Genomic DNA, 6,906 nt, shown 5'->3' with positions numbered 1-6,906 from the left:
GGCGAAGAGCGTGCCGGGTTGACACCCCTCCTCGCGCGCGGCCAAACGCGTCAGCACTGCTCGTGACGGGACCACCCCACCCGAGCGCATGGGAAAAGCCAAGAGCAAAAGCAAAAGCCAAGAGCGGCTCGGCTTCGCCTTCGCCTCGGCTCGCCTTCGGCCTCGCGGCTTAGGCAGCGTGCCTGGCCCGGACACGGCGATGCCCCGGTCCGTGTGGTGTGGACCGGGGCATCGCCGCGTGTGCGGTGTGGTGCTAGGCCGGGGTGAAGGCCAGAGCCACGTTGTGGCCGCCGAAGCCGAACGAGTCGTTCACGGCGGCGTCGAGCTTGATCTTGCGGGGTTCGCCTGCCACCACGTCCAGCGTGACGGCCGGGTCGAGGTTCTCCAGGTTCAGCGTCTGGGGGACGATGCCGTCGCGGATCGAGAGGACCGTGACGATGGCTTCGACCGCGCCTGCTGCGCCCAGGAGGTGGCCCAGTGCGCCCTTCGGGGCGGTCAGGACCGGGTGGTCGCCGATCGCCTTGCGGATGGCCACCGTCTCCGCCACGTCGCCGACCGGGGTCGAGGTGGCGTGGCAGTTCACGTGGCCCACGTCGGACGGGTCGATGCCGCCCGAGCGCAGGGCCGCCGCGATGGCGCGGGACTGGCCCACACCCTCGGGGTCCGGTGCGGTGATGTGGTAGCCGTCGGCACTGGTGCCGATGCCTGCCAGGCGGCCGTAGATCTTGGCGCCGCGTGCCTCTGCGAACTCGCGGCGCTCCAGGACCATGACGCCCGCGCCCTCGCCCAGCACGAAGCCGTCGCGGCCCGTGTCGAACGGGCGGGAGGCCTTCTCCGGCTCGTCGTTGCGGGTGCTCATGGTGCGGGCCTGCGAGAAGCCCGCCACCGGGATCGCCGTGATGCACGCTTCCGCGCCGCCTGCCACGACCACGTCGGCCTCGCCGGACATGATCATGCGGTAGGCCCACGCGATGGCCTCGGCGCCCGACGCGCAGGCGGAGACCGGGGCGTGCACGCCCGCCTGGGCCTTCAGCTCGAGGCCCACGTGGGCCGCCGGGCCGTTCGGCATCAGCATCGGGACGGTCAGGGGCGACACCTTGCGCAGGCCCTGCTGCTCCAGGAGGTCGTCCTGGGTCAGGAGGGTGATCGCGCCGCCGATGCCCGTGCCGATGATCACGGCGAGGCGCTGGCGGTCGACGGTGTCGTCGTCGTGGCCCGCGTCGGCCCACGCCTGGCGGGACGCCACGATGGCGACCTGCTCGGAGCGGTCCAGGCGGCGTGCCTCTACTCGGGGGAGCACCTCGGTCGGGTCGACGACGAGCTGCGACGCGATCTTCACCGGCAGGTCGTACTTCTCGACCCAGTCGTGGGTCATGGGGCTGACCCCGGACTTGCCGGCCAGGAGCGCGTCCCAGGTCGACGTGACGTCACCGCCGAGCGGGGTGGTGGCACCCAGCCCGGTGATGACGACCTCGATGCCGGAACTCACTTGTTGCTGGTGATGTAGTTCACCGCGTCACCAACGGTCTTGAGGTTCGCCAGCTCGTCGTCCGGGATCTTCACGCCGAACTTGTCCTCGGCCTGGACGGCGATCTCGACCATCGACAGCGAGTCGATGTCGAGGTCGTCCACGAAGGACTTCTCAGCGGTGACGTCGTCGGCGGCAACGCCGGCGACCTCTTCGACGATCTCGGCAAGACCGGACAGGACGTTGTCGCTCACTGAAGTTCCCTTTCGGTTGAAACGGTGGAAAAACCAGGGGTGGTGCTCACGGGCACCGCACGACCTGCCCCGCGTAGGACAGGCCCGCGCCGAAACCGACCATCAGCACCACGTCCCCGGAGGAGATCTCGCCCGCAGAACGCATGTGGTCGAGCGCCATGGGGATCGATGCCGAGGAGGTGTTGCCGGATTCGACGATGTCTCGAGCGACCTTCAGGTCCTCGCGCGCACCATTCTTGCGCAGGCGCTTCGCGATCGCTTCGATGATCCTGAGGTTCGCCTGGTGCGGGGCGAACACGTCCACATCGGACAGTGCGACCCCCGCCAGTTCGGCGGCACGGATCGCTACCGGTGCGACCTGGGTCGTCGCCCACCGGAAGACCGCCTGGCCTTCCTGGTGGATGAACGAGTCGCGGTCGTCGATGCGGATGACCTCGGACATCGAGCCGTCCGAGCCCCACGCGACGGGGCCGATCTCGTTCGCCTCGCTGGCGCCGACCACGACGGCACCCGCGCCGTCCGCGAAGATGATCGCGGTCGAGCGGTCGTCCTGGTGGGTCCAGTCGGTGAGCTTCTCCGCGCCGATGACGAGGACGTGGCGCACCGTGCCCGCGCGGACGATGTCCGCGGCGGTCGCGACGGCGTAGCAGAAGCCCGCGCACGCGGCGTTCAGGTCGAACGCGGCGGCGGCCTGGATGCCGAGCTTCGTCGCGACCTGCGCGGCGGCGTTGGGGATGGTCGACGGCATCGTGCACGTCGCCACGATCACGCCACCGATGTCGGCGGGCGTGAGACCCGCGTCCTCGATCGCCTTCGTGCCGGCCGTGACGGCCATGTCCACGACGCCCTCGTCCTTGGCCGCGACCCGGCGGTTGACGATGCCGACGCGCTCGCGGATCCACTCGTCCGAGGTGTCCATGCGCGCGGCGAGGTCGTGGTTGCTCACCACGGTCTCGGGCTGGTAGCTGCCGAGACCGAGGATGCGGCTACCCGCGCTTGCCCGCGGGGCTTCGAAAGGCACGGCGGTCGTCCCTGAAGAGGTCATTGCTGCGTGGCTCCAACGGTGGTGAAGAGCTCCGCGACCTTCTCGAGCTGGTCGGGGGTCTTCAGGGCGAGGGTGGCGGTGCCCTTCATCGCACGCTTGGCCAGACCCGTGAGCGCGCCGGCGGGCGGCAGCTCGACCGAGCCGGTGATGCCCTTCTCGACGAGGGTCGCCTGGCAGACGTCCCACCGGACGGGGCTGGTGACCTGGGAGACCAGGCGGCTCAGCACCTCGGCGCCGTCGGTGACGGGCTGACCGTCCCTGTTGGACAGCAGCGGCAGCGACGGGTCCTGCGTGGCGACTTCGGCGGCACGCGCGCGCACCGCGTCTTCCGCGGGCGCCATGTACTTGGTGTGGAACGCGCCCGCGACGGCCAGCTTGCGGACCTTCGCCGTTCCCGGCGGGTTCTCCGCGAGCTCGTCCAGGGCGGGACGCGGACCGGCCGCGACGATCTGGCCGGCGCCGTTGCGGTTGGCGGGCACGAGACCGAGCTCCTCGAGACGCGCGAGCACCTCCGCCTCGTCGCCGCCGAGCACGGCGGCCATGCCGGTCGGTTCGAGGGCGCAGGCCTCCGCCATCGCGGCACCGCGCACACCGGCGAGGGCGACCGCGTCGTCGGCGCTGATCACGCCGGCGATCGACGCGGCGGCCAGCTCACCGACCGAGTGGCCGGCGACGACCACGTCCGCGGGCAGCTCGACGCGGCGGCGCAGCTCACCGAACGCGAGCAGCGCGAGGGCCACGACCAGCGGCTGGGTGATCGCGGTGTCGACGATCTCGTCGGCCTCCGCGGTGGTGCCGAGGCGCACGAGGTCCAGACCCGTGATCTCCGACCACGTGCGCACCTGCTTCTCCGCCCCCTCCAGTTCGAGCCAGGGGGTGAGCATGCCGGGCGTCTGGGACCCTTGTCCGGGCGCGAGGAGTGCGATCACGCCGATTACTAAAGCCGGTGAACCCGCCGGTACCCCATGTCGGGAAGAACGAAGTACGGCGATCGTATTTGTAGAGACCCTACAAAAGCGTCTACCAGCTGAACGGGCCGCGACGTCTGCGCAGGTCAGCGGTGTGCGAGGTCGTTTGGTCCTCACTCTTGCGGACGTGTGCGAACTCCGTCACAGCTCGTTGGCTACCACAGGCCCCGGGACCGGGCAAGCCGTCCTACAGACAAAGCGACGCGGAGCACAAGCGCGTCTCGAGCGTCATGTGCATTTCTTCCGGTCATTTCCTGAACGCGCCGAAGGCGATATCTGACCGTGTTCGGGTGCACGAACAGTCTTTTCGCGCACGTCTCCAGCACGCCGCCGACCTCCAGGAACGCGTCCACGGTCTCGAGCAGCGCGCCGCCCGCGTCCTCCAGTGGCCGGGCGACCCGGTCGACGAGCTGCCACTCGGCCTCCGGGTCGCCGGCGAGCGCCCGTTCCGGCAGCAGGTCGAGCGACCGGACGGGCCGGGGAGCGGCAGGCCAGCCCACGACCGCGCGCAGCCCGCTCAACGAGTCACTGGCACTGCGGTGCGCCTCGGACAGCGACGCCACGGTCGGCCCGGCCACCACGGGCCCCTCGCCGAACCCCTCGGCGATGCGCCCCAGCACGTCCTCACCGGTCTCCGTCGGCCCGCCGAGCACGACGACCAGCCGCGAGCCCTGCACGGACAGCAGCACCGGCCGTCCCGCGCGGGCCGCCTTGCTGCGCACCGAGTAGATGATCGCGGGCGGGTCCTCGCCGCCGGGGTTGCCGACCAGCACGGTCGCCTCCAGCGCCGGGTCCCAGCCGAGCGCCGCGGCACGGGAGAGCAGCGACTCCTCGGGGTCGCCACGCACGATGCCGTCCACGACCAGCGCCTCCAGCCGCGCGTCCCACGCACCGCGCGCCTCGGCGGCCGCCGCGTACGAGGTGGCCGCCGAGAAGGCGATCTCGCGCCCGTACCGCAGCACGCCCTCCATCAGCAGCGCGCGCTCGACGTCGTCCGCCGCCATCTCCGGCAGCTGTCCCTCGAACAGCTCCAGGGCGATCCGGACGAGCTCGACGGTCTGGCGCAGGCTCACCCAGCGGGAGATGTCCTTGGGGGCGCTGCGGAACGCGTCCGCGGTGAGCCGGATCGCCTGCTGCCGGTCGTGCAGCCACTCGACGAAGCCCGCCACGCCGTTCTGGATCAGCAGCAGCACGCTCGCCCGCTGGTCCGCGGGCATCCGCGCGAACCACGGCAGCCGCTGCTCCATCTCGGCCACGCTGGCGGTGGCGAGCGAGCCGGACGCGCGTTCGATCTTGCGCATCGTGCGGGCGGAGAGCGCGGGCGGGTGCTCCTCCTTCGCCTTGCTGCTGGTCATACCCGCAGCTTAGGGCCACGGAGGTGGCATCACCGGGACGGGTGACACAACACATGAAGCCGTTTCGGCGGCCATACCTTCGGGGATCGATGGTCTTTCGTGCGGCACGGAGGTTGGTCTTGCGCAAGTTCCTCGCTTTCGTCCTCGGCGTGGTCGTGCTCACCGCGACGGGCGTGACAGCGTCAGCGGACCCTCCTGACCCCCTCGCCGAGTACAACGCCCAACCGGTGAGGTGGGCGCCGTGCACCGGCAAGCTCGCCGAGCTGGAGTGCGCCACGCTCGTCGCGCCCCTCGACTACGGCACGCCGGCCGGTGACCGGATCAACCTGGTGATCAGCCGCAGGAAGGCGGCCGCGCCGGACCGCAGGCGGGGCGTGCTGCTCGTCAACCCCGGCGGGCCTGGCGGGTCCGGGCTCGGCCTGCCGCGGTTCCTCGCGAAGTCCGAGCTCGCGCAGGTGTACGACCTCATCGGCTTCGACCCGCGCGGCGTCGGCGGTTCGACGGCGCTGAACTGCCGCGCCATGCCCGCGATCGCTCAGCCCGACTCCCGGCCGGCGGACGGCGAGTTCGCCAAGTGGTCGGCCGAGGCCCGTGACGCCGAGGACGCCTGCGAGAGGTCCGGCGGCGGGATCCGGCGCTACATCAGCACCGCGAACACCGCGCGGGACATGGATCTGGTGCGCGCGGTGCTCGGCGAAGCGAAGATCAACTATCTGGGCTACTCCTACGGCACGTACCTGGGCGCGGTGTACGGGACGCTGTTCCCGAACCGCCTCGACCGCAGCGTCCTCGACTCGGCCGTGCACCCGGAGTGGGTGTGGCACGAGCAGTTCCGCCAGCAGGCCGTGGCGTACCGGCACGACGTCGAGGCGTGGGCTGCCTGGGTGGGGGAGCGCTCCGAGAAGTTCGGGCTGGGCAGGTCGCGCGACGAGGTGCTCGCCGAGGTCGAGAAGGTCGCCGCGAAGCTGGGCACCGCGCCGGTCGGCGACTACGGCCGCTCGTCCTTCGACGGCGCGGTGGGGGCGGGTGCCCGTTACCGTCCACTGTGGTCGGACATCGCGTCGGTCGTGGTCAAGCTGCGGTCGGGGGAGGGACCGGCGAACGCCGAGGGCGCCGAGGCGGGCCGGCTGCTCGCGAAGACCGGGCTGGACGAGCTGCGGTCCGGCGTGTTCGACACGGTCACCTGCGAGTCGGACTGGCCGACCGACGTGAACCTCTACTACGAGGACATGCGCACGTTCCGCGAGCGCTACCCGTACGGCTTCGGCATCGTCAGGGCCGCGCCGATGACCTGCACGTTCCGCTCCTTCACGCCGCCGGAGCGGCCCGTGCGGATCGCCCGCACCACGTACCCGATCGGGATCGTCGTGCAGTCCGAGGGCGACACGCAGACCCAGTACGCGGGCGGACCGGCGATGGCGGAACGGCTCGGGCACAACCTGATCACCGTCGTCGACGAGGGCAAGCACGGCCTCTACAACGGCAACGCCTGCGTGGACGCCAAGGTCAACCGGTACCTGGTCGACGGGGCGCTGCCGGGCAGCAGCACCGAGTGCCCCGGCGACCCGCGGCCCGACGTGCCGAAGGACGGGCAGGGCGGCGCCGCGCCCGCGCTGTCGCCGGAGAACATCCAGACCTACCTCGACGGCCGCGGGCTGAGCGCCGTGCGGCCCTGAGAAGCCCGGCGCCAAGTGACCTGGAATGTGGAAGCGGGCGCCCCCAAAAGGGGGGGGGGGGTCCCCCCCCCCCCCCCCCCCCCCCCGTTTCCCCCCCCCCCCTCTTTCGACCAAAAACCCCCCCCCCCACCCCCCCCTTT

6 protein-coding genes are annotated in these 6,906 nt (G+C 71.3%); 1 reads left to right on the top strand and 5 read right to left on the bottom strand.

Features of this window, described 5'->3' with window-relative positions; all coding sequences use genetic code 11:
• Window positions 1-253 precede the first annotated feature (253 nt).
• The 5 genes from fabF to ACFWV3_RS25150 all read right to left on the bottom strand — a co-directional run bounded on the left by fabF (window position 254) and on the right by ACFWV3_RS25150 (window position 5,090).
• Entirely contained in the window at window positions 254-1,489 is a 1,236-nt protein-coding gene (gene fabF / locus ACFWV3_RS25170) for a beta-ketoacyl-ACP synthase II (RefSeq protein WP_382414214.1), read from the bottom strand.
• Window positions 1,486-1,722 carry an acyl carrier protein gene (locus ACFWV3_RS25165; protein ID WP_030465146.1) on the bottom strand — a complete coding sequence of 79 codons (237 nt, stop codon included), beginning with the start codon at window positions 1,720-1,722 and terminating at the stop codon, window positions 1,486-1,488. Before ACFWV3_RS25165 ends, fabF begins: the two co-directional genes overlap by 4 nt.
• 46 nt (window positions 1,723-1,768) lie before the next feature.
• Window positions 1,769-2,743, bottom strand: coding sequence for a beta-ketoacyl-ACP synthase III (locus tag ACFWV3_RS25160; protein ID WP_382414212.1), 975 nt, complete (start codon window positions 2,741-2,743; stop codon window positions 1,769-1,771).
• 20 nt (window positions 2,744-2,763) lie between these two features.
• On the bottom strand, window positions 2,764-3,696 hold the full coding sequence (locus ACFWV3_RS25155; RefSeq protein ID WP_382414210.1) for an ACP S-malonyltransferase: 933 nt from the start codon (window positions 3,694-3,696) through the stop codon (window positions 2,764-2,766).
• Between the two features lie 194 nt (window positions 3,697-3,890).
• Window positions 3,891-5,090 (bottom strand): PucR family transcriptional regulator, encoded by a 1,200-nt coding sequence (locus tag ACFWV3_RS25150; protein ID WP_382414208.1) that lies wholly within the window; start codon window positions 5,088-5,090, stop codon window positions 3,891-3,893.
• A 119-nt stretch (window positions 5,091-5,209) separates the two neighbouring features.
• On the opposite strand from ACFWV3_RS25150, the gene ACFWV3_RS25145 reads away from it, so the two are divergent.
• Window positions 5,210-6,766 carry an alpha/beta fold hydrolase gene (locus ACFWV3_RS25145; RefSeq protein ID WP_382414206.1) on the top strand — a complete coding sequence of 519 codons (1,557 nt, stop codon included), beginning with the start codon at window positions 5,210-5,212 and terminating at the stop codon, window positions 6,764-6,766.
• Window positions 6,767-6,906 lie beyond the last annotated feature (140 nt).

It is taken from the genome of Lentzea sp. NPDC059081 (genome assembly GCF_042738015.1).
Classification (GTDB): Bacteria; Actinomycetota; Actinomycetes; order Mycobacteriales; family Pseudonocardiaceae; genus Lentzea.
The sequence above is the reverse complement of the archived record's forward strand: the minus strand, read 5'-3'. Positions and strand labels throughout refer to the sequence as shown.

Excerpts from the sequence above, each read along its gene's own strand:
- ACFWV3_RS25150 (WP_382414208.1), bottom strand. The coding sequence starts at position 5,090 with ATGACCAGCAGCAAGGCGAAGGAGGAGCACCCGCCCGCGCTCTCCGCC.